The following is a 19923-nucleotide window of genomic DNA, read 5'->3' as shown; positions in this document are numbered from 1 at the left end:
CGGAGGATTTATGCTGACCTACGCCTACCCCCGCAGCCGCTTCGAGCCAACCGTGCTGGTGGACCTGAACGCCAAGGCCGAACGCGAGCGGCTGTCCAAGTCGGCCCTGAAGGGCTTTTTCAAACTGGCCGCCACCTGGAAGGTGCGCGACGAGGACGCGCGCCAGCTGCTGGGCGGCCTGTCAAACAGCGCCTACTACGACTGGAAAAAAAATCCGGAGCGCACGCTGGAAGTCGACTGCATCACGCGTATTTCCTACCTGCTCGGCATTTACAAGGCGCTGCACATCATCTACGGCGACCAGCTCGCCGACGAATGGATAGCCCTGCCCAACAACAATCAAATCTTCGAGGGCCGCACGCCGCTGGCCTATATGCTGAGCGGCGGCCTGATTGCCATGCAAACCGTGCGCCAGTTGCTGGACGCCCGTCGCGGAGGGCTGTAAGTGCCGGTCAGCCTCGTTCCGCCTTTAACCACGCTGCGCCAGTTCGACACCTGCCGTCTGCTGCCCTCCCGCTTTGCGGATGTGGAGGACTCAGTGCTGGCGCCATTGGCCGACAGCGACGACCATCTGCACGATCTGTTCGACCTGGATAACGCCACCAACGCCCGCCTGCGTACGCAGAACGGCGGCGCGGCTGGCATCAGTGTCGATGAACTGGTATTCGGCGTGCCCAACTTCCGCATCGTCAACGCCGCCTTTACCTACGCGCATCCGCAAGGCAGCCGCTTTAACGACGGCCGCCGTGGCGCGTGGTACTGCGCGTTTGACGTGGAGACGGCGCTGGCGGAAGTCAGCTTCCACAAGGCGGTGGAATACGCCGAGATCAACCGTTTCGACGACAGCGCGCAGTATCAATGCATGCTGGCGGATTTCACCGCTACCTTCCACGACCTGCGCGGACAAGCGCGCTACGCCGCGTGCATGGCGCCGGACAGCTATATCGAATCGCAGACACTGGCGGAGCGCCTGCTGGAAGGCGGCTCCCTGGGCGTCATCTACCCGAGCGTGCGGCGTGCAGGCGGCACCAATCTGGCCTGCTTCCGTCCTGCGCTGGTGGGCAATGTTCGCAAAGGCGCGGCCTATCGGTTAACATGGCAAGGTCGCCCTGTACCGAAGATAGAAATTATTTAATATGCAAACCAAACCAGAAAAAGACCTTGAACTCCGCAACAAAGTGAACCGCGAAACGGCACGCCTGCCGTGGACCGAGTTGCTGAAACACTTCGCGCAGGGGAATGTGGTGTGGGTCGCCAACTCGCTCGACCTGGTCGATGTGGCGGTGCGCATCTCGCACGACGACAAGGCCAACATCACGCAATGGATGAACTCCGGCCAGATAGCCAAGGTCAACGACCAGCAGGCGCAGGCCTGGCTCGAAGCGAACGCCGAGCTGTGGGCCTGCGTGGTCAGCCCGTTCATCCTGGTACAGGAGCAGAAGGCGCTGAATTAGGGAATAAATAACCGCAGCCCTGGTCGGCGGGATCGCGCGCCAGGATGCGGTCGTACAGGCCCAGGTTCTTGTTCAGCGTGCGTTCCACATCTTCCTTCAACAGCAAGCCCGCCGCCACCTGCCGCTCCGCTGCGGCGCGCACAGCGGCCGCATAGGCGTCCCGATTGGCATAGCGTACTTCCAGGCTAGGACGTGGATCGCCGGACGCCACACGTTCCGTTTCCGTACGCGCGAATGGCACGAAGCTGCCATCGAAACGCGAAGTGGCCCATGCAAAGCCGGTTTCAGGTGCGCGCAGGTTCCAGCCGGTGTGCGTGCCGAGCGGCGCTTGCAGCTCCACCAGGCGCACGCCTCCCCTATCGTTGCCGTCAGCATCCGGCGTGGGCACGCGGGTTTCGTAGTCATCGCCGTGCTTGGGCGGGACCGTATCCGCGATGCCTTGCGACGCGAAGCGCAAGCCAAAATTAAGGCGCGGCTCGCGCAAGTTCTGCTCTGGCGGCGTGATGCCCAATCCTCTGGGGAAGATGGCGCGGTAGTCGGCAACAGTGGTCAGCGTGCCGTCGGCCAGGCTTGGATAAGCGCTGGCTGGCGGCGGCGTGCCTTTGACAGTCCATTCGTCCAGCGCGACGATCAGCGCGCGCATCGGCAGGTAGTGATCGCTGGTGGAGACGCAGGCGCTGAACGGTGCACGCTTGTTCGAGCGGCCGACGTAGTGCTGAGCGCCCATGAAACCGTAGATGCGCACGTTATCGGCCGGCGCGACATCGCGTTCGCCATCCGGTGTCGTACCGATCAATGAAGCGCCGCGATTCCAGAATTCCGTAGAGGTATTCGCGTAAAACAGCTTGGGCAGATTGCCTTGCTTGTCGCGCGCCTTGTCCAGCGTGGAGGCGGTTTTGCCGCTAGCCGGGTCGCGTGTTGGCGTGCTGGTGAACGGGAATGCATCGGCCGGATAGTCGTGCTCCTCCATCATCGATGGATGGCGGGTCGGCTGCGCGAAGCGGCTGTTGAAGCCCGCCGAGCCACCGGCGCCCGGCACCTGCAAATACGCACCGTTGAATACCAGCTTGCCGCCTTCATCAACATTGAGGCCATCATGCATCATGCGGCCGATCAAACGGCCTGACTGGCTGATGCCAAACATCAGCACATTGCGCGGCGCCGGCGCACCTTCAAACGGATGATCGCGGAAGTAAGACAGCAGATCACGGATACCGGCCAGACCCGCACCGGTAATGTAGGGATCTTTGGCGACATAGGTAATCTCGTAAATGGTGTCCGGCTGGAAGCCGCCCTCCAGCTGCACGCGGCCAGGGCCGCCTTTCAATTCTGGCGCCACAAACTTCCACGCGCTGCGCGGGATCTGCTGGCGCTTGTCGCCCTGGCGCGCGCGTTGGGTCAGCTGCGCATGCGGATCGTTCGGCGTGGCCGGTTCATAGGTCAGGCCACGCATGCCAGCGTAGCTGACGATGTCGGCCGGCGTATTGACGGTGAATTCGTTCTGCACCTTGCCCTTGACGCCCTTGGCGATTGGCGGCGCGAACACCAGCGGGCGCGATGGCGGCGTGCCTGCTGCCGACACGGTCGGCGCCACGTCCCAGGTCCATGCCGAGAACAATAGCGAAAAGCCGTGCCGCATCAGGAAGCCATCGCCGGCATCGGCGGCGCTGCCCGGATCGTTCTGCGCCGGGCTGTGGCCGTTGACCTGGCCGAGGATGGCGATATTGCCGCGATTATTCACGTCATACAGCAAGGTGGTCGGCTGTGCGCCGGTCGGTCGCAGCAGCACGAATTCGCTGGAGAACAGCACGCGGCCTTTCTTGTCGCGCGGCGCACGCTTCAGGTCCACGATGGATGCGTTAGCGGCCGCCTTCGGATCAAGCGCATAGTAGGCCACGCCACGTATCTTTTCATATGCGCCGTATTCGCCAAAGGTGACGCCAGGCGCGAACGGCATGCGTTCTGTAACCTCAATGCGCTCAACGGCGGCGTGTGCGCTGGCGACGGTTGCGGCTACGGCCAATGCCATCAAGGAGCGCTTCATGCCGCGCTCCCGCAGACATCCACCCACTGGCCAGCGGTCAAGGTCGCCATCAGCGCCGGCGTGATACGGATGGCGCTATTGATCGAGCCGGCGGCGGGCAGCACTTCGTCGAAGTGATTCAGCGTGTGGTCGAGATACACCGGCAGCGGTTGCGGCAGGCCGAATGGGCAAACGCCGCCAACCGGGTGGCTGGTCAGGGCCACCACCTCATCGGCGGACAGCATCTTGCCCTTGCCGAAGGCTTCCTTGAACTTGCGGTTATCGACCCGCGCCGTACCACTGGCCACCACCAGTATCACCTTGTCCTCCGCTACGCGAAAAGCCAGCGTCTTGGCGATGCGGCCCGGCTCAACGCCGTGCGCCTCCGCCGCCAGGGCTACCGTCGCGGTGCTGGCATCCGTTTCAATGATGGGGATCTGGATATCGCGGGCGTGGAAGAATTCTCGTACCGATTGCAGGCTCATAGAAAATATGCTGGATAGTGTGGACTATCCAGCATATTAGCAGAGCTATTTAGTTTGCAAGCAGCAGGCTGGCGATGACGCCGGTGGTGATCGCAACCAGCACGTAATCGCTGCCGGTCTGGACCCAATGGTAGCCGCGTGGCGGAGCGCTCAGGCGGTGTCCGCGCCAGTCGTTCACCACATACTGGCGGCTGCGGTATTCGGGCGGCAGGCGGCCACCCTTGTACAAGTTATGACGCGGGCCGGCGCCACGATGATCAGGGCGACCGTCGCGGCGGTCGTCATGACGATAGTCGTTACGATCGTTGCGGCGCTCGTCGTGACGGCTGAAATCAGGGCCGCCACGGCGGTCGTCGTTGCGGTGACGGTCTTGCGCCGAAGCTGCGCCAGTCATGCCTACCATGGCTGCCAGCACGGCAGCGGTAATCAGTTTGCGGTTCATATCGAACTCCTTTGTAAAGTGCTTCGATAGATACAGCTTACCTTCGGGCGGGATAAGCTTCTGTACGCAAACGAACGTTACTCAGGTTGGCGTATCGACATCATCCCATTCGCGGTCTTCGAAACGCACCAGCCAATTCAGCGCATAGTGGCGCTCCTGAAGCACGCCATCGTTGAGACCAGCCGCCACCGGCGCCTTCTTCAGGATGGCCTGGCGGCTGGCCCAGTGCAGGCGGTAGTGCAGGTCCAGCGCATCCAGGATTTCGCCTGGCGTGCGCGCAGTCAGCTGCTTGCGCAAGCCATCGGTGCCGCGTTCGATCACCTTGCCGGAGATCGACGATACATCGCAGATCGCATCCGGGAACGGCAGTTCGGCTTGCAGGCCGAGCGCCCATTGCAGCACCAGGATGGCTTCGTAACGCCACAGGAACTGCGTGATTTCCTGCTCGCTTGGGGTTTCCTGCGCGAGGAAGGCGCGTTCGGCGTCGGTCAGGTTGGCGAAGGCCGGCGGGAAGCGCTGTTGCAGATCATCTACCGCAATCGGGTTCTTGCTGGTCAGCGACTCTGCGCGAATGGCGACCACGAACAGCGCCAGCATGCGGCGCAGGATATCTTCCGGCGCGCGCAGGCGCAGCTCCGGCTCGGATACCAGCGGCGGCAGACTCGCCGGCACATCGATCTTGCGGCCGGCCAGCAGCGCCTCGGTGCGCGCCTTGCGCTCCCAGGCTTGTGGCGGATAAGGGATAACCGCCTCCGGATCCCCATCTTCGCCGGACACCGCCAGCAGCACGCGGCCTTGCGGATCGCGCACGCTGCCGTCCTGCATGAAGATCAGTGCATTGGCGGCTGCGGCCCACGCGCGGAACGCGTCCAGATCGGCGGCGTCCACGGCGAAGCTCAGATGTTGCTGCGTGCGTTGCAGATGGCGAATCACGTGGTAGCGGGTGCGCGTCATCTTGCCTTCGTTCTGCTCGGCCAGGTAGTGCATGAAGCCATTCAGGTGCGGGCCCATTTCAGCGTCGGATAGGTCTCTGCGACCGTTCAGCACATGCGGGAACGCCGGCTTGGGCGCATCAGCCACGGTGCTATACGCGTTGAGCAGAACGTGGTTGCTGATGTCTTTCGGGGAAAACAGCTGCTTCAGTCGATTTAACATAGTCTCTTCATCGTTAACGCATATCCAGCGGGCGACGGCGGCGCGGCGGCGGGAATGCTCGGTCCAATGCGGCCAGATCATCGCTTGAGAGGACGATATCGGCCGCGGCGCGGTTGGCGCGCAAGTGTACAGGATCGACAGCCTTGGGGATAGCAATCACGCCATCCTGATGCAGCACCCAGGCCAGCGCGATTTGCGCCGGCGTGACGTTGTGCGCATCGGCGACGGCCTTTAGGCCAGGATGATTCAGCAGCACCGCCTGCTCGCGGCCGGAGGTTTCCAATGGCGAGTAAGCCATGACCGGGATCTGCCGCTCGCGCGCCCACGGCAACAAATCGAACTCGATGCCGCGTTTGCTCAGGTTGTACAGCACCTGATTGGTAGCGGGCGCGCCGTAGGTCAGCGCCTCTTCCATGTTTTCCAGATCGAAGTTGCTGACGCCGTAGGCTTTGATCTTCCCGGCTTGCTTCAGCGTTTCGAAAGCGTCGAAGGTTTCGGCCAGCGGGTGATGGCCTTGCCAGTGCAGCAGATATAAATCGATGCAATCGGTTTTCAAGCGCCGTAAACTGCGCTCGCAAGCCTGCTGCGCGCCTTCAAAGCTGGCGTTGTGCGGATAGACTTTGCTGACGATGAAGGCCTCGTCACGCCGGCCGGAAATCGCCTCGCCAACCACCTCCTCCGCCCCGCCCTCGCCGTACATCTCGGCGGTATCGATCAAGGTCACGCCCTGATCCAGACCAAGCTGCAGCGCCCGCACCTCATGCTGCCTGCGGCTCGCTTGCTCGCCCATATTCCAGGTGCCCTGCCCCAGCACCGGCACTTCGCGTTCGCCCATCTGCAGCGTCTTCATGGCTGTCTCCTGTGTAGTCGAACCAACAGTATAAAAAAATCCGGCGCCACTGGGCGCCGGATTTTCAGCGGGCTGAATCAGCGATCAAGGCAGCTTATTCAGTGTTGCCGTGGCGTCGATCAGGCCAAAGCCGTCATACACACTCCACAGCTTGGATGCCGCAGTACCAGCTGGCGAATACGGCGGCACGCGGGCTGGTGCCGAAGTTTGCAGCAAGCTCTTGACCTGCTTCGGCGTCAGCTTGGTCGGACCGCCGGCTTTCTGCAACAACAGCGCTGCGACGCCGGCAGCGTGCGGTGCGGCCGCGCTGGTGCCAAAGAAGTTGGGACGGCCGTTGCCTTCGTAGTCCTGGCCAGGAAAGAAGAAGGTGGTATCGCCGCCATCCGGTGCGGCCAGGTCAGGCTTTTTGCGCACTTCGGCCACCGGCAGGCGCCTGCCGTCCGCGTCCAGCGTGATTACCACCGGGCCGACGCTGCTGAAGGGTTCCAGCACCGGTTTGTACGGCGATACCTGCGTGGCCGGATAGGTGTAACGGTAAGCCGCCACGCTATTGGCATTCACCGCCGCACTGTGGCCGAAGGTGGTCGGGCTAGTGAAGGTGCCAAAGGCGCCGCCGTCGAAACCGTCAAAATTAGCCAGGCGCACGCGTGTGGCAGTGTGCGCACCAACGCTGGTTCGGGCTATCATAATGCGCAACGAGGTCAGGCCGGTGCCGCCGGACAGGCTGATGTACTCCATCCCATTGTCGGTCGCGATGTTATTGCTGGCGAAGGTAAATACGCAGTTGCCGGCGTCGTCGAAGAAATACAGATTGAGGTCAGTGCTGACCGCGCCAGCGTAGAACGGATCATCCCACTGCAACACCAGACGCGAACCGGCCGGCGCGTAGTTGACACGGGTGACATAACTGCCGCCACCGAAATCGAGCCAGCCACCACCGACATTGGCCTTGGTCGAACCGCTCACTGGCGAGCTGCTGCAGGTCGCAGTGGAGGCCAGCTTGATGTTACCGATATTGGCCGGCGCGATCGAAAATCTGGGGTTCGTGACATCGATAGCACCGCCGCCGCCGGCCGCGCCCTGGTTGCCGGCCGACGAGAAGTAGCTGACTTGCTTGCCCGCCAGCGTGGTGCTGGTGACCACATCATTGACCGCCTGTGCTACCTGGCCGTCCGAGAAGAACGGCTCGTCGAAGTAGAACACGTCATCGACAATGACATCGGCGCGGCAGCTCGGGTGGGTGCGCAGCGTGCGGATGTTGTCTGCAAATGCGGCCTCGCCGGCAAAAGCGGTGGCGAAGCACAGGTCGGCGCCAGGCGCGACGTCCTGCACGATCTGCATCATCGCACGGCCTTCGTCGGTGTTGCCTGCGTCATTCAGGTCGATGACAAATTTGGGCGCGCGCAGGTCACCGCTAGCGATGTCGTGGGCGGCACGGATGCTGGTGAAGCTGGCCGGTGAACCATCATACGAATCGGACAGCACACCGACAGTGACGCCGGCGCCGGTGATGCCGGCGGCGTTGGCCGCATCCGACCGCAGTACTTTGGTCCCCTGCGAGGTGGTCACGCCGACATTGCGCTGCGGACGCAGCGACAGTTTCATGACGCGCAGACCAGTGGTCGCAGCCAGGCCTTCGATCTGGTTGGGCGGCACATAGGCCGAGACCGCGCCACGGCGGAACGCCGCATTGATGCCGGTAACATTCGCGCCGGCGGCTTTCAGGCTGGCGACCACGGCGTCCAGCGTATTCTGGCCATCCAGGTAGATATCGACCAGCACGCGGCCACTGCTGTCAGTGAGGCCTTCATGGGTGGCCTGCAAGCCGGTGGTAGCGGCCTGGCGCGCGGCGGCAGGCGTTTTCAGCTTGTCGACCAGGTCGGACAGGCCAGCATCGAGTTTGGTGTGCTGGGCCTGGGCCAGGCCGGTAGCGCCAGCCAGCAGCAGCGCCAGTAAAGGAGTGATGTGTGCGGTTTTCATGGATGTCATCTTCTCTGAATTGCGTTCGACGGATCAGGCCTGGGCGCGACGGCGACGCGCGGCAGCACCGACCAGACCCAGACCAGCCATCAACATGGTGATGCTGACTGGCTCCGGCACTGCCGTCGCGCTGGCGTAAGCGCCTTGCAGCACGATCTGATAGCGGTCACCCTCGCCGCTGGTGCTCTGCCAGGCACTCAATGCACCACTACCACCAACACCGACTGCCTGCACCTGGTCCTTGCCGATCAGATCGCCGAAAATCGAACCGCCGGCGCTCACCGGGGTATAGCCTGCGCCGGCAATGGCCAGGTAGTAGTAGCCGCTGGCGCCAACCGACTGGGTGATCGTGATGGTGGACTGGGGCCCGACATTGGGATCGTCGTCATTCGCCACTACGCCGTGGCCGCTTGCATCAAACAGAAACAGTGCGGTATCGAAGTTATTGGTATTCCATACCGAGGCGGTGGTAGTCGCCCTGAAAATACTGCCGGCATACAGATAGACGCGGAACAGGTCGGCATAATCGCTTTGCGAGGTGCTCAGCAGCGAGCCCGTGATGGAGGAAATGGCGCTGTTACCGGAAAAGGTTTGGGCCGAGTTGATCAGTTCGCCGGCATCGCCGCTTTCGCTTACCGCAGCAGCGTGGGCGGCGCCAGTCGCCAGAAGCAGCAAGGTTGCGCCTGCAAGCGTGCGCAAGGACTGCGTAAAATGTACTTTTTTAGTCATCGATCTGTCCTGGTCTATGTATAAGAATGAGAGATAGATGATTTTTAATCATGTCATCTATGCAATCGATTTTATACTGGATTACAAGTCAGATTGAAAACTGTTCAACAATAAATATTTTGTCGTCAAAACAACTAAAGCTATAGAGTGCATGTTGACAGCCTCATGCATTTATGACACTCATGATATTTAATCATGCCTATCGAGCAACGAATCCAGTTCCCTAGGAGTGCCCACCACCCAGATACGCGGCGATGACTTTGGGGTCGGTTTTCAGGCTTTCGGCGGGGCCGTGGACGGAGATGCTGCCGTTTTCGAGGACGTAGCCGTAGTCGGCGACGTTGAGCGCGGCGGCGGCAAACTGCTCCACCAGCAGCATGGTGACACCTTCGGATTTCAGCCGCAGGATGATGCGGAATACTTCTTCGACCAGGATAGGCGCCAGGCCCATTGAGGGTTCGTCCAGCAGCACCACTTCGGGATTGAGCATGACGGCGCGCGCCATCGCCAGCATTTGCTGTTCGCCGCCGGATAGTGTGCCGGCCAGCTGGTGTTGGCGTTCTTTCAGGCGCGGGAACAGTTCCAGGGCTTTTTCCAGATCGTGTTTGATGTCGCCTTTCGGGCGGGCGCGGGTGAAGCGCGGGAAGGCGCCCAGCAGCAGGTTGTCGGTCACGCTCATGGAGGCAAACACGCGCCGCCCTTCAGGCGAGTGCGCCAGCCCGGCGCGGGCGATTTTGTGCGAGTCGCTGCCGGTGATGTCCTTGCCGTCCAGCGTGACCTTGCCGCCCTTCGGCTTGATCATGCCGGAGATGGCGCGCATGGTGGTGGTTTTGCCGGCGCCGTTGGAGCCGATCAGCGTCACCAGCTTGCCTTTCGGGACGTCCAGCGAGATGCCGTGCAAGACTTCGACTTTGCCGTAGGCGGCGTGCAGATTGGCGATCGAGAGCATATGGGTATCCTTCTCAGTGCGCGGCGTCGCTGCTGCCGCCAAGGTAAGCTTCGATCACTTTCGGATCGCTTTGCACGGCGGCCGGTTTGCCTTCGGCGATTTTCTGGCCGAAGTCCAGTACCGTCACGGTGTCGGACAAGGCCATCACCACGTCCATGTGGTGCTCGATCAGGATGATGGTGATGCCGTGGTCGCGGATCTTGCGAATGATGGCCATCAGCTCCTTGATGTCCGGCGCGGTCAGGCCGGCCGCCGGCTCGTCCAGCAGCAGCAGGCGCGGACTGAGGCCCAGCGCGCGGCCGATTTCCAGCAGCCGCTGTTTGCCGTAAGGGAGATTGCGCGCTTCTTCGTTGACCATGTCCACCAGGCCGACGAATTCAAGGATGCTGGCGGCACGTTCGCGCGCGGCCTGCTCTTCACGTTTGTAGCGCGGCGTTTGCAGCATCACGTCCAGCACATTTGAGGCAAAGGTGTTGTGCAGGCCGACCAGCACGTTTTCAGTGGCGGTCATTTCGCCGAATAGCTGCACGTTCTGGAAGGTGCGTGCAACACCGCCCAACGCGATCTGGGATGGTGTGCGTCCGGAGATCACCGCACCGGCAAACGCCACCTTCCCTGCGGTCGGTTTGTAGATGCCGGTGAGGACGTTCATCATCGTGCTTTTGCCTGAGCCGTTAGGACCGATCAGGCCATGCACCGAGCCTTGCACAACGTTCAGGTTGACCTGGTTGAGCGCTTTCAGGCCGCCGAACTGCATCAGGATCTGTTCGACATCCAGCAGCGTGTCGCCAGCCTTGCCGCCTTGCGCGCGCGGGAAAGGCTCGGCGCCGGCGCCCGATGCCGCCGGCTTGGCGTGCGCACGTGCACGGCCGAACAAGCCTTGCAGGAAGCCGACTATCCCGTCTTGCAGATAGTAGACCACGAACAGCGTCATCAGGCCAAAGATGGTCAGCCGCCAATCGACGATGTTTTCCAGCTTGTACGAGAACGCGGCCATGCCGATGGTGGCGATCAGCGGCACGGCGACGCCGCGCGGCGTGGCGCGCTTGCGGGCAATCGCGACGGCCGAGCCGATCACCCCCAGCACGGCGGCGGCCACGGCGATCTTGCGGAATAGTTCGATATCGGCCAGCAGGCTGGGCAGCATGACCACGATCAGCGCGCCGATCAGCGATCCGGAGCGGGTCTTGCGGCCGCCCATGATCACCGCCAGCAGGAACAGGATGGTCAGCTCGAAATTGTAGGTGTTGGGCGAGATATATTCTTCCGAATACGCGTACAGGCTGCCGGCCAGCCCGGCGAAGCCGGCGCTGATGATGAAGGCGTACACCTTGTAGCGGTACACCGAGACACCCATGCAGTCCGACGCGATCGGGCTGTCGCGCAGCGCTTCGAACGCGCGGCCCAGGTTGGACTTGAGTATGCGGTGCACCACCACCAGCGATATCACCATCAGCACCGCGACCATGTAGTAGTACTGCACTTCGCTGAGCTTTTCTCCGAACAGCACTGGCTTGGAGATTTTGATGCCCATCGGCCCTTCGGTCAGGAAGGTCATTTCGTTGATCAGGATCTGGATGATGGTGCCGAAGGCCAGCGTGACCATCGCCAGATACGGGCCGGTGACGCGCAACGCCGGCAGCGCGAGGATGGCGCCGAACACCGCTGCGCCGATCACGCTGCCAGGAATGGCGATCCAGAACGGCGCGCCCAGCTTGAAGACGATCACGCCGGTGACGTAGGAGCCGATGCCGAACAGGCCCGCGTGGCCAAGCGACACCTGGCCGGTGTAGCCGACCACGATGTCCAGGCCAAATAATAGTATCGCGTAGATCAGTATCGTTTCAAATAGATGGATATAGTAAGGATTAGGAATCAGTACCGGATATAGTGCCAGTACCGCCAGCCCCGCCACGCTTGCCGCGATGATCGTCCTCTTCATGGATCAGACCTTTTTGATGGCAGCTTTGCCGAACAGGCCGGACGGTTTCACCGCCAGCACCAGCAGTAGCAGCAACAGGCCCGGCACGTCTTTGTACCCGGTCGAGATGTAATAGCCGGCGGTGGTTTCGGTGATCCCGAGTATCAGCCCGCCGACAATGGCGCCAACGCCCGAGGTCAGGCCGCCGATGATCGCCACCGCAAACGCCTTCAGGCCCAGCGAGGCGCCCATGGTGGCGCCGGTCAGCGTCAGCGGCGCTACCAGCACGCCGGCAAAGGCGGCGACAGCCGACGATAACGCATAGGAAAAAGTGATGACCGCGCCGGTGTTGATGCCCATCAGACCTGCCGCGTCACGGTCATTGGCAGTGGCGACCACCGCTTTGCCGTAGATCGATTTGCGATTGAAGATTTCGACTGCCGCCATGATGGCCAGCGCGCCCACCACCACCGCGATCTGCATCGGCTGCACGTTAGCGCCGAGGATCTCGATCGGCGCCGACGACAGCGGCGATGGAAAGGTCAGATCATCCTTGCCCCAGATGTTCTCGGCCACGTTCTTGAAGATGATGGCCAGCGCGATGGTCGACATGATCCAGCCGAATTCGGACTTGATCTTGATAGCCGGCCGCACGCCTATCCATTCAACGAACATGCCTTGCAGCGCGCCGAATACGATCACCAGCGGGATCATCAGCAAGTAGCTCATGTAAGGACCGCCGTGGATGGTGCCGACCAGGCTGAGTCCCACCAAAGCGCCCAGCATGAGCGATTCGCCCTGGCCGAAGTTCAGCGTGCCGGAGGTGGCGAAGGTGAGCTGGTAGCCGAAGGCGATCACCGCATAGATCATGCCCAGCGCGATACCGCTGAACACCAGTTGCAACAGGATTTCCATAGTATTCCCCTGCGGACGAGAAGAAAATGGCGAGCGCCGCCACGATAGCCGTCATTCCCGCGCAGGCGGGAATCCATAGAGCGCCTGCCGGGAAACTTCGTATGGGTTCCCGCCCGCGCGGGAACGACGCTGCCAAGCGCTCCTACTTGGCGTGTACGACTTTGCCATCCTTGACTTCACCGAAGACGGTGATGTCGGCGGTGATGGCTTCGTGATCGTCCTTGCCGTAGGGCTTGTCGTAGGTGGTGACGACGCCCTCAACTTTTTCGTTGAGGTTTTCCAGCGCGGCCTTGACCTTCGGACCATCGGTGCTGTTGGCCTGTTTGATCGCGGCAGCCAGCAGGTAGATCGAGTCATAGCCCTGCGCTGCCGACACCGGCGACGGCATGCGGCCTTGCGGCGGGTTGTAGGATTTGATGTAGGCGTCGATGAAGGCCTTGCGCTTCGGCGTGTTCGGTTCCTGAATGAAGGTCTGCGGCATGCGGGTGCCGTTGCCGTTCTTACCGGCGTTGTCGATGAAGTTGGCCATCGACAGCGTCCAGCTGCCGATCAGCGGCACTTTCCAGCCGAGTTTTTCCATGCCGTTGGCGATCTGCGCCAGCTCAGGACCGATGCCATAAGTGAGCACCACTTCCGCACCGGCCTGCTTGGCCTTCAGCAGCTGGGCGGTCATGTCAACGTCCTTGATGTTGTACTTCTCCACCGCCACCGCTTTCATGCTGCGCGAGGCCAGCACTTTTTCCAGGTCTTCGCGGCCCAGCTGGCCGTAGTTGGTCGAGTCGGCGAGGATGGCGACTTTCTTGAACTTGCGATTATCGACCGCTTCCTTGATGATCATCTGCGACTGGATCTGGTCATTGGCGGAGTTGCGGAAGATGTAGTTCTCCGGCTCCTTGGCGAACTGCTGGGTGATGACCGAGCCGGTGGCGACGTTGTTCATCACCGGGATTTTGGCTTCCTGGTAGAAGCGCTGCGAGGCCAGCGCCACGCCGGTGTTGATGTAACCGACCGTGGCGACCACGCGCTCCTTGTTGATCAGTTCCTGCGCGATTTGCACGCCGCGTTCGTTCTTGGCTTCGTCATCGCGTTCGATCAGCTGGATCTGGCGGCCGAGCACGCCGCCTTTGGCGTTGATCTCCGCCACCGCCAGCTTGACGCCGTCGCGCATCGAGACGCCCATCGGCGCGGAACCGCCGGTGAACGGACCGGCCACGCCGATCTTGATGGGCTCAGCTGCCTGAGAGGTAGCCGCGAAACCGAGTGCCAGACCTGCAACGAGCAATTTCAAATTGAAATTCATGTGTCATCTCCTGTTATACAACGTTTTTATAGTAGTCGTACGCTGGAAAGTCGCCCCATCGGAAAACCATTGTAGGTTAGTAGAACGTCATCAGCAACAGATAGATGTGCGGCATCGCAGCACGCTCGCACGGTGCAAGCATGTAAGCCAGCGGTAAGGATTACATGCCAGGCGCGGGCGCTTTATTTGCTGAGGTCTATCGCGTAGAGGGCAAAGCCTTTACCGCCGCCATCGTCAGCTTTCAGCTGGCTGACGCCGGCCAGGCCAGCCTCGCGCGCCAGTTCCAGCAGGCCGGGTGCGGAATGGAACACCACTGCGCCCTTGGTGGCGACCGGTGCGAAACGCCAGCTGCGCGTGGCGCCGTTGCGGGTGCGGCTCAATTGTCTGGTTTTCTGGATGTAGCCGATCAGCACGTCGCGGCTGGAGTCCGGTGCGGCGATCACGGTCCTGCTGCCGTCCAGGCCGGGGAAGCCGCCACCACCGCTGGCGCGATAGTTATTGGTCGCCACCAGGAAGGACTGCGACGCCGATAGCGGCGCGCCCTGGTAACGCAGATTGACGATGCGCTGGCCAAGCGGCTGGGTCACGTCGATTTGGTAGCTGACGTCCGCGCTGGTCAGCATGTCGAAATTGAAGCCGGCAAAGCCGGTGTTGACCAGTTCCTGCTGAGCACTGCTGGCCGGGTCGATGCGGTTGAAGCGCTCAGCCGATTTTTCCAGCCAGGCTTTCAGCTGCGCGCCGTCCAGCTTCACGGCGTGCAGCGCGTTCGGGTACAGATACAGGTCGGCGGCATTGTTCAGCGCCACCGCGCCCGGCCTGACGTCAGTGTAGTCGGCGACACCGGCCGCACCGGTCTTGAAAGGCGACGCCATCGACAGCACTGGCAGCGATGCATATTGCGGGAGGTTGGCTTTGACGTAGTCGCGCACATAGGCGGTTTGCGCCTGGTTGACCAGCTCAATCGCGCTGATGTCGCCAACGTCGGCAAAGTAGCTGCTCATGCGGAAATCGCTGCTGCCAACCGGCGTCTGCACATAGCGGATGGTGGCCGCATGTTCGGCGGCGACCAGCGGCGCAATGGCCGGGTCGGCGGCGACGTAGCTGCCATCCGCCTGGCGGGTGGCGCGCGCCTCGACCGTGGTGCGCGATTGGTCGACCAGCCAGCGGCTGCCGTCATATTTCAGGTGCAGACCGATCATGCCCAGGTGCTTGCCCCACAGGTTGGCCATCACCGCCGGCACGCCGTGGATGGTGCCCTTGACCTTGTCGACGCCCGGCAGGTTGAAGCCGGCCGCCTTGCTGGCGGCGTCCGGGAACGGCAGGTGTGCGTGGCCGATCAGCAGCGCATCCACGCCCGGCACTTGGGCCAGGTAGTAGTTAGCGTTTTCCATCTCCGGCGTGTACGGCGCGCCGTCCACGCCGCCGTGGGAAATGGCGACCACCAGGTCGGCACCCTCGGCACGCATTTGCGGGATGTATTTTTGCGCCGCTTCGCGCACGCCCTCGGCGTAGACTTTCCCTTCCAGCCAGGCTTTGTCCCACGACAGCACGCCCGGCGGCGTGAAGCCGATAATGCCGATCTTGATGCTGGCCGTCAGTGGCTGTCCATCCGGGCCGGTGGCCTGGATCTGGCGGGTCAGGATGCGGTAGGGCTGGAACAGCGGCTGCTTCGATTTCACGCTGTAGATATTCGCCAGCACGATGGGGAAAGCCGGGCCAGCACAGCGCGGCGCGTCGGCCGGCACGCCATCCACATTGAAATGGCTGCCGGTGACCTGGTTCAGATAGGCCAGGCCGTAGTTGAATTCATGGTTGCCGATGCCGGCGCCATCGACGCCCAGCTGGTTCATGGCCTTGTAGATGGCCAGCGTGTCGCCGCAGCCTGCTGGCTTGACCAGCGCCTGGTAGTCGGCCAACGCCGTGCCTTGCAGTGCGTCGCCATTGTCGAGCAGCAGATTGTTCGGGTATTCGGCGCGCGCCTGTTTGATCAGCGTGGCGGTGCGTTCCAGGCCGACGGCAGGATCGGCCTGGAGCTTATAGTAATCATAACTAAGCACATTGGCGTGCAGGTCGCTGGTTTCCAGCAGCGCGAATCTGGCCTCGGCGCCGGCGGGCGTGACGCCGCCATGTGGCAGGCTGGTGCAGCCGATCAGCAGTGACGGCAAGGCGAAATAAACGAGACGCATGAATGGCATGATGAAGTGACAGGCTGCGATATTCTATACGTTTACCGTCGTTTTGTGGCATAAATGGCAGCATTTCGGCGCCGCGACACCGCTGGCGGCGCGGCGCTGGGAGAGCGTAGCCGCTTACGGTATAATCCAAGGTTTGATTTCAGCCTTAGAAAAGAAGAAAACCATGGAAGCCGAACGCATTAACGCCCTCACCTCCCTGCTCGCCGATTTGACCACGCGCGAAGCCGAACTTCGGAGGTATCTTTGACTTCGATCGCAAAGTCGACAAGCTTGAGCAAGTAAACGGCGAGCTGGAAGATCCAGCCGTCTGGAACGATCCGAAGAAAGCCCAGGACCTGGGCAAAGAGAAAAAATCGCTGGAAGCCGTTGTTGACGCGCTGACCAAGGCCAACGCCGACCTGAAAGACATGGCCGACCTGATCGACATGGCCAAGGAAGAAGGCGACGACGATACGCTGGAAGCGCTGATCGTCGATGCGGAAGAAGTCCGCAAGGTCATCGAAGGCATGGAATTCCGCCGGATGTTCAGCAATCCGATGGACCCGAACAACTGCTTCGTCGACATCCAGGCCGGTGCCGGCGGCACCGAGGCGCAGGATTGGGCATCGATGCTGCTGCGCCAGTACCTGCGCTATTGCGAACGCAAGGGCTTCAAGGTTGAGATCATGGAGCAATCCGATGGCGAGGTGGCTGGCATCAAGACCGCGACGCTGAAAGTGGAAGGCGAATACGCCTACGGCTTCCTGCGCACCGAGACCGGTGTGCACCGCCTGGTGCGCAAATCGCCGTTCGACTCGGCCGGCGGCCGCCACACCTCGTTCGTGTCACTGTTCGTTTATCCGGAAGTGGATGATTCGATCGACATCGAGATCAATCCTGCCGACCTGCGTATCGACACCTACCGCGCTTCGGGCGCCGGTGGCCAGCACATTAATAAAACCGACTCCGCAGTGCGTCTGACCCACGGCCCGTCGGGCATCGTGGTGCAGTGCCAGAACGACCGTTCGCAGCACCGCAACAAGGCCGAGGCGATGGAAATGCTGAAGGCCAAGCTGTTCGAACTGGAACTGCGCAAGCGCATGAGCGAGCAGCAGAAGCTGGAAGACTCCAAGACCGACGTCGGCTGGGGCCACCAGATCCGCTCGTACGTGCTGGACCAGTCGCGCATCAAGGACTTGCGCACCAACTTCGAAACCGGCAATACCAAGGGCGTGCTGGATGGCGACCTGGACGACTTCATTTCGGCTTCGCTCAAACAAGGCGTGTAATTTTAATGACTCAGCGTGCATTCATCTTCGACATGGACGGAACCATTGTCGACAATATGTCCTTCCACGTGAAATCGTGGCTGGAATTTTTCCAGCGCCGCGGTCATGTGATCGACGCGGATGACTTCTTCCGTAACACGGCGGGTCGCCAGGGCCATGAAATCATGAGCACCTACTTCGGCAAATCGCTGAGCAAGGAAGAAAGCGCGGCGCTCGATTTCGAGAAGGAAGCGCTGTACCGCGAGATGTATGCACCGCACCTGGCGCCGACCACCGGCTTCGTCGACTTCATCACGCGCGCCAAGGCAGCCGGCATCAAGCTGGCCGTTGCCACCGCCGCGCCGAACGAAAACATCGACTTCACGCTGGATGGCCTGGATCTGCGCAAGGAATTCAACGCCATCGCCGGCGCCGCCGATGTGGCGCGCGGCAAGCCGAATCCGGACGTGTTCCTGCTGGCCGCCGAGCGCGCCGGCGCGCAGCCGGCTGACAGCATCGTGTTTGAAGACGCGCCGCTGGGCGTGGAAGCAGCACGCCGTGCCGGTATGCGCGCGGTGGTGTTGACAACCACTTTGCCGGCTGAAGCGTTTAAGGAGTTCGACAACGTGATCGCCGTCGTACGCGACTTCAGCGAGCTGGATGTGGACGAATTGTTCGCCTCCGCCACTAACTAATCATCACCTCAACAAAAGTAAAGACCATGACTACGGATCTTCAAGACCAAGCAGCCGCTCCTGACGAAAATAAAATCATTGCGGAGCGCCGTGCCAAGCTGGCCGCCATCCGCGAACAAGGCGTCGCCTTCCCGAACGACTTCAAGCCTGAACACAAGGCTGCCGACCTGCACGCGCAATACGGCGAGAAGACCCGCGAAGAGCTGGAAGCTGCTCCGGTCACCGTCACGCTGGCGGGCCGCATGATGCTGAAGCGCGAAGCAGGCAAGAAGGCCGCTTTCGCCACGCTGCAGGATGCCTCCGGCCCGAAAGCCGACGGCCGCATTCAGATCTACGCCACGCTGGACCTGACCGGCGAAGCCGCCATGGCCGCGCTGCACCACTATGACCTGGGCGATATCCTGGGCGTGGTCGGCACGCTGTTCAAGACCAAGACCGATGAACTGACCATCAAGGTCAGCGAACTGCGCCTGATCACCAAGTCGCTGCGCCCGCTGCCGGACAAGTTCCACGGCCTGGCCGACCAGGAAACCAAGTACCGCCAGCGCTACGTGGACCTGATCATGAACGAAGAGACGCGCCGCACCTTCAAGGCACGTACCGCCGCCATCTCGTCGATCCGCCGCTTCATGGAAAAGAACGACTTCATGGAAGTCGAAACGCCGATGCTGCACACCATTCCAGGTGGCGCCGCCGCAAAGCCGTTCATCACCCACCACAATGCGCTGGACATGCAGATGTTCCTGCGTATCGCGCCTGAGCTGTACCTGAAGCGCCTGGTGGTCGGCGGCTTTGACCGCGTGTTCGAAATCAACCGCAACTTCCGCAACGAAGGCGTGTCGATCCGTCACAATCCAGAATTCACCATGATGGAGTTCTACGCGGCCTACACCGATTACAAGTGGCTGATGGACTTCACCGAGGCGGTAATCCGCCAGGCTGCGATCGACGCACACGGCACCGCCAAGCTGACCTACGGCGGCCGCGAGCTGGATCTGTCGAAGCCATTCCACCGCCTGACCATTGTGGAAGCGATCAACAAGTACGCGCCTTCGTACACGGCCGAGCAGCTGAACGACGCAGAGTACATCAAGAAGGAACTGCTGAAGTTCGGCGTGAAGCCATTCACCACCGCCGGCCTGGGCGCGCTGCAACTGGCGCTGTTTGAAGAGACTGCGGAAGCGCAACTGTGGGAGCCAACCTACATCATTGACTACCCGGTCGAAGTGTCGCCACTGGCGCGCGCGTCCGACAGCCGTGAAGGCATCACCGAGCGCTTCGAACTGTTCATGGTCGGCCGCGAGATCGCCAACGGCTTCTCGGAGCTGAACGACGCGGAAGACCAGTCGGCACGCTTCCTGGCGCAAGTCGCCGCCAAGGATGCTGGCGATGAGGAAGCCATGTTCTACGACGCCGATTACATCCGCGCGCTGGAATACGGCATGCCGCCAGCCGGCGGTTGCGGCATCGGTATCGATCGCCTGATGATGATCATCACCGATTCGCCGAACATCCGCGACGTGCTGCTGTTCCCGCACCTGCGCCGCGAAGAGTAATCTTCAACACCCCACCCAAAGCCGCTC

18 protein-coding genes are annotated in these 19923 nt (G+C 61.7%); 6 read left to right on the top strand and 12 right to left on the bottom strand.

Features of this window, described 5'->3' with window-relative positions; all coding sequences use genetic code 11:
* Positions 1 to 10: 10 nt before the first annotated feature.
* Genes KW842_RS01595 through KW842_RS01585 form a run of 3 tightly spaced genes read left to right on the top strand, consistent with a single transcriptional unit; the run spans position 11 to position 1454 of the window.
* Entirely contained in the window at positions 11 to 445 is a 435-nt protein-coding gene (locus KW842_RS01595; protein ID WP_218302335.1) for an antitoxin Xre/MbcA/ParS toxin-binding domain-containing protein, read from the top strand.
* The gene (locus KW842_RS01590; protein ID WP_218302334.1) at positions 446 to 1135 is read left to right on the top strand and encodes an RES family NAD+ phosphorylase; all 690 of its coding nucleotides are present in this window, start codon (positions 446 to 448) and stop codon (positions 1133 to 1135) included.
* Position 1136: 1 nt separating this feature from the next.
* On the top strand, positions 1137 to 1454 hold the full coding sequence (locus KW842_RS01585; protein WP_218302333.1) for a DUF2288 domain-containing protein: 318 nt from the start codon (positions 1137 to 1139) through the stop codon (positions 1452 to 1454).
* On the opposite strand, the gene KW842_RS01580 is transcribed toward KW842_RS01585, so the two are convergent.
* The 12 genes from KW842_RS01580 to KW842_RS01525 all read right to left on the bottom strand — a co-directional run bounded on the left by KW842_RS01580 (position 1420) and on the right by KW842_RS01525 (position 16398).
* Entirely contained in the window at positions 1420 to 3498 is a 2079-nt protein-coding gene (locus KW842_RS01580; RefSeq protein WP_218302332.1) for an alpha/beta hydrolase domain-containing protein, read from the bottom strand. The genes KW842_RS01585 and KW842_RS01580 overlap by 35 nt on opposite strands.
* Positions 3495 to 3962, bottom strand: coding sequence for a YbaK/EbsC family protein (locus KW842_RS01575; protein ID WP_218302331.1), 468 nt, complete (start codon positions 3960 to 3962; stop codon positions 3495 to 3497). The genes KW842_RS01580 and KW842_RS01575 overlap by 4 nt, the downstream gene beginning before the upstream one ends.
* 49 nt (positions 3963 to 4011) lie before the next feature.
* Positions 4012 to 4404: an RcnB family protein gene (locus KW842_RS01570; RefSeq protein ID WP_218302330.1), complete on the bottom strand. Its 393-nt coding sequence runs from the start codon at positions 4402 to 4404 to the stop codon at positions 4012 to 4014.
* A gap of 81 nt (positions 4405 to 4485) precedes the next feature.
* Positions 4486 to 5559, bottom strand: a complete 1074-nt coding sequence (locus tag KW842_RS01565) for a DUF4272 domain-containing protein (RefSeq protein ID WP_218302329.1) — start codon at positions 5557 to 5559, stop codon at positions 4486 to 4488.
* 13 nt (positions 5560 to 5572) lie between these two features.
* Positions 5573 to 6409, bottom strand: coding sequence for an aldo/keto reductase (locus KW842_RS01560; protein ID WP_218302328.1), 837 nt, complete (start codon positions 6407 to 6409; stop codon positions 5573 to 5575).
* Between the two features lie 84 nt (positions 6410 to 6493).
* Positions 6494 to 8389, bottom strand: a complete 1896-nt coding sequence (locus tag KW842_RS01555; protein WP_218302327.1) for a S8 family serine peptidase — start codon at positions 8387 to 8389, stop codon at positions 6494 to 6496.
* A gap of 33 nt (positions 8390 to 8422) precedes the next feature.
* The gene (locus KW842_RS01550) at positions 8423 to 9118 is read right to left on the bottom strand and encodes a PEP-CTERM sorting domain-containing protein (protein ID WP_218302326.1); all 696 of its coding nucleotides are present in this window, start codon (positions 9116 to 9118) and stop codon (positions 8423 to 8425) included.
* A 223-nt stretch (positions 9119 to 9341) separates the two neighbouring features.
* On the bottom strand, positions 9342 to 10067 hold the full coding sequence (locus KW842_RS01545; protein ID WP_218302325.1) for an ABC transporter ATP-binding protein: 726 nt from the start codon (positions 10065 to 10067) through the stop codon (positions 9342 to 9344).
* Between the two features lie 13 nt (positions 10068 to 10080).
* Positions 10081 to 12009: an ATP-binding cassette domain-containing protein gene (locus KW842_RS01540; protein ID WP_218302324.1), complete on the bottom strand. Its 1929-nt coding sequence runs from the start codon at positions 12007 to 12009 to the stop codon at positions 10081 to 10083.
* Between the two features lie 3 nt (positions 12010 to 12012).
* Positions 12013 to 12903 (bottom strand): branched-chain amino acid ABC transporter permease, encoded by an 891-nt coding sequence (locus KW842_RS01535; protein ID WP_218302323.1) that lies wholly within the window; start codon positions 12901 to 12903, stop codon positions 12013 to 12015.
* A 142-nt stretch (positions 12904 to 13045) separates the two neighbouring features.
* On the bottom strand, positions 13046 to 14203 hold the full coding sequence (locus KW842_RS01530; RefSeq protein WP_218302322.1) for an ABC transporter substrate-binding protein: 1158 nt from the start codon (positions 14201 to 14203) through the stop codon (positions 13046 to 13048).
* A 182-nt stretch (positions 14204 to 14385) separates the two neighbouring features.
* Complete coding sequence (locus KW842_RS01525) at positions 14386 to 16398, bottom strand: bifunctional 2',3'-cyclic-nucleotide 2'-phosphodiesterase/3'-nucleotidase (RefSeq protein ID WP_218302321.1); 2013 nt, start codon at positions 16396 to 16398, stop codon at positions 14386 to 14388.
* Positions 16399 to 16561: 163 nt separating this feature from the next.
* On the opposite strand from KW842_RS01525, the gene prfB reads away from it, so the two are divergent.
* From prfB to lysS, 3 genes are all read left to right on the top strand, one after another.
* Positions 16562 to 17666 (top strand): peptide chain release factor 2 gene (gene prfB, locus KW842_RS01520; RefSeq protein WP_218302320.1). Its coding sequence is split into 2 segments (ribosomal slippage): positions 16562 to 16642 and positions 16644 to 17666, totalling 1104 coding nucleotides; the frame shifts between segments, so codons are not numbered across the junction.
* Positions 17667 to 17671: 5 nt separating this feature from the next.
* Entirely contained in the window at positions 17672 to 18340 is a 669-nt protein-coding gene (locus tag KW842_RS01515) for an HAD family phosphatase (protein WP_218302319.1), read from the top strand.
* Between the two features lie 26 nt (positions 18341 to 18366).
* Positions 18367 to 19896 (top strand): lysine--tRNA ligase, encoded by a 1530-nt coding sequence (gene lysS, locus KW842_RS01510; RefSeq protein WP_218302318.1) that lies wholly within the window; start codon positions 18367 to 18369, stop codon positions 19894 to 19896.
* Positions 19897 to 19923: the final 27 nt, after the last annotated feature.

Source organism: Duganella sp. sic0402, from assembly GCF_019219065.1.
GTDB lineage: Bacteria > Pseudomonadota > Gammaproteobacteria > Burkholderiales > Burkholderiaceae_D > Rugamonas.
The sequence above is the reverse complement of the archived record's forward strand: the minus strand, read 5'-3'. Positions and strand labels throughout refer to the sequence as shown.